The sequence below is a fragment of the Vibrio sp. 704 genome (assembly GCF_033339295.1).
Genome location: NZ_JAWOUH010000469.1, coordinates 1 through 686, shown reverse-complemented (window position 1 = coordinate 686; position 686 = coordinate 1). Strand labels below are relative to the sequence as shown.

The following is a 686-nucleotide window of genomic DNA, read 5'->3' as shown; positions in this document are numbered from 1 at the left end:
CATCGAAGAGCTAGCTAAGCTCGAAAAGAATACATTGCGTGACAATGTCACAAATATTGCATCTCGCGCTGAGTCTAAAATATCTCGAGCTCATCGAAGAATACTGATTGCTGAAGACAATCTGATGAACCAAAAAATCGCGAGCTTTTTCTTAGATAAAGCAGGGTACGACTACTTAATTACGAGTAACGGGCAAGAAGCGCTGGATGCCATCACCAAAGGTGAGCAGTTTGACGCCATTTTGATGGATTGTATGATGCCGGTGATGGACGGCCTAACCGCGACAAAAGAGATTCGCCGTTGGGAAAAGAAAGTGGGCTGCAAGAAAACAACCATCATTGCTTTGACCGCGAGTGTGTTGGAAGAGGACATTCACAATTGTTTTGCTGCGGGTATGGATGCGTATTTGCCAAAGCCGTATAAATCTAACCAGTTATTTGAGTTGTTTAATGAACTAAAGCTTGCTTAAATCGCACTGATAAGCCGAATTCATTACGGCTTTTTAGAACGAATATAAAGGAAGTGACATGTTTAAACTCGCTGTTATCGGGACTAACTGGATTTCGCAACAATTTGTTGAAGCAGCAATCCAAACCAAGCAGTTTTGCCTTAAAGCTGTGTATTCGAGAGATATAGAAAAAGCGCGTTTGTTTGGCACGCCTTACGATGCAGATACTTATTACGAC

General features: G+C 42.1%; 1 protein-coding gene and 1 pseudogene. Both read left to right on the top strand.

Annotation, left to right across the window (positions count from 1 at the left end; genetic code table 11):
• Positions 1-469, top strand: a 469-nt coding sequence (locus tag R7R24_RS27165) for a response regulator (protein ID WP_318120190.1), incomplete at its 5' end; no start/stop codon positions are given.
• A 58-nt stretch (positions 470-527) separates the two neighbouring features.
• Positions 528-686 (top strand): annotated as a pseudogene (locus R7R24_RS27160) (gfo/Idh/MocA family oxidoreductase); the annotation flags it as partial.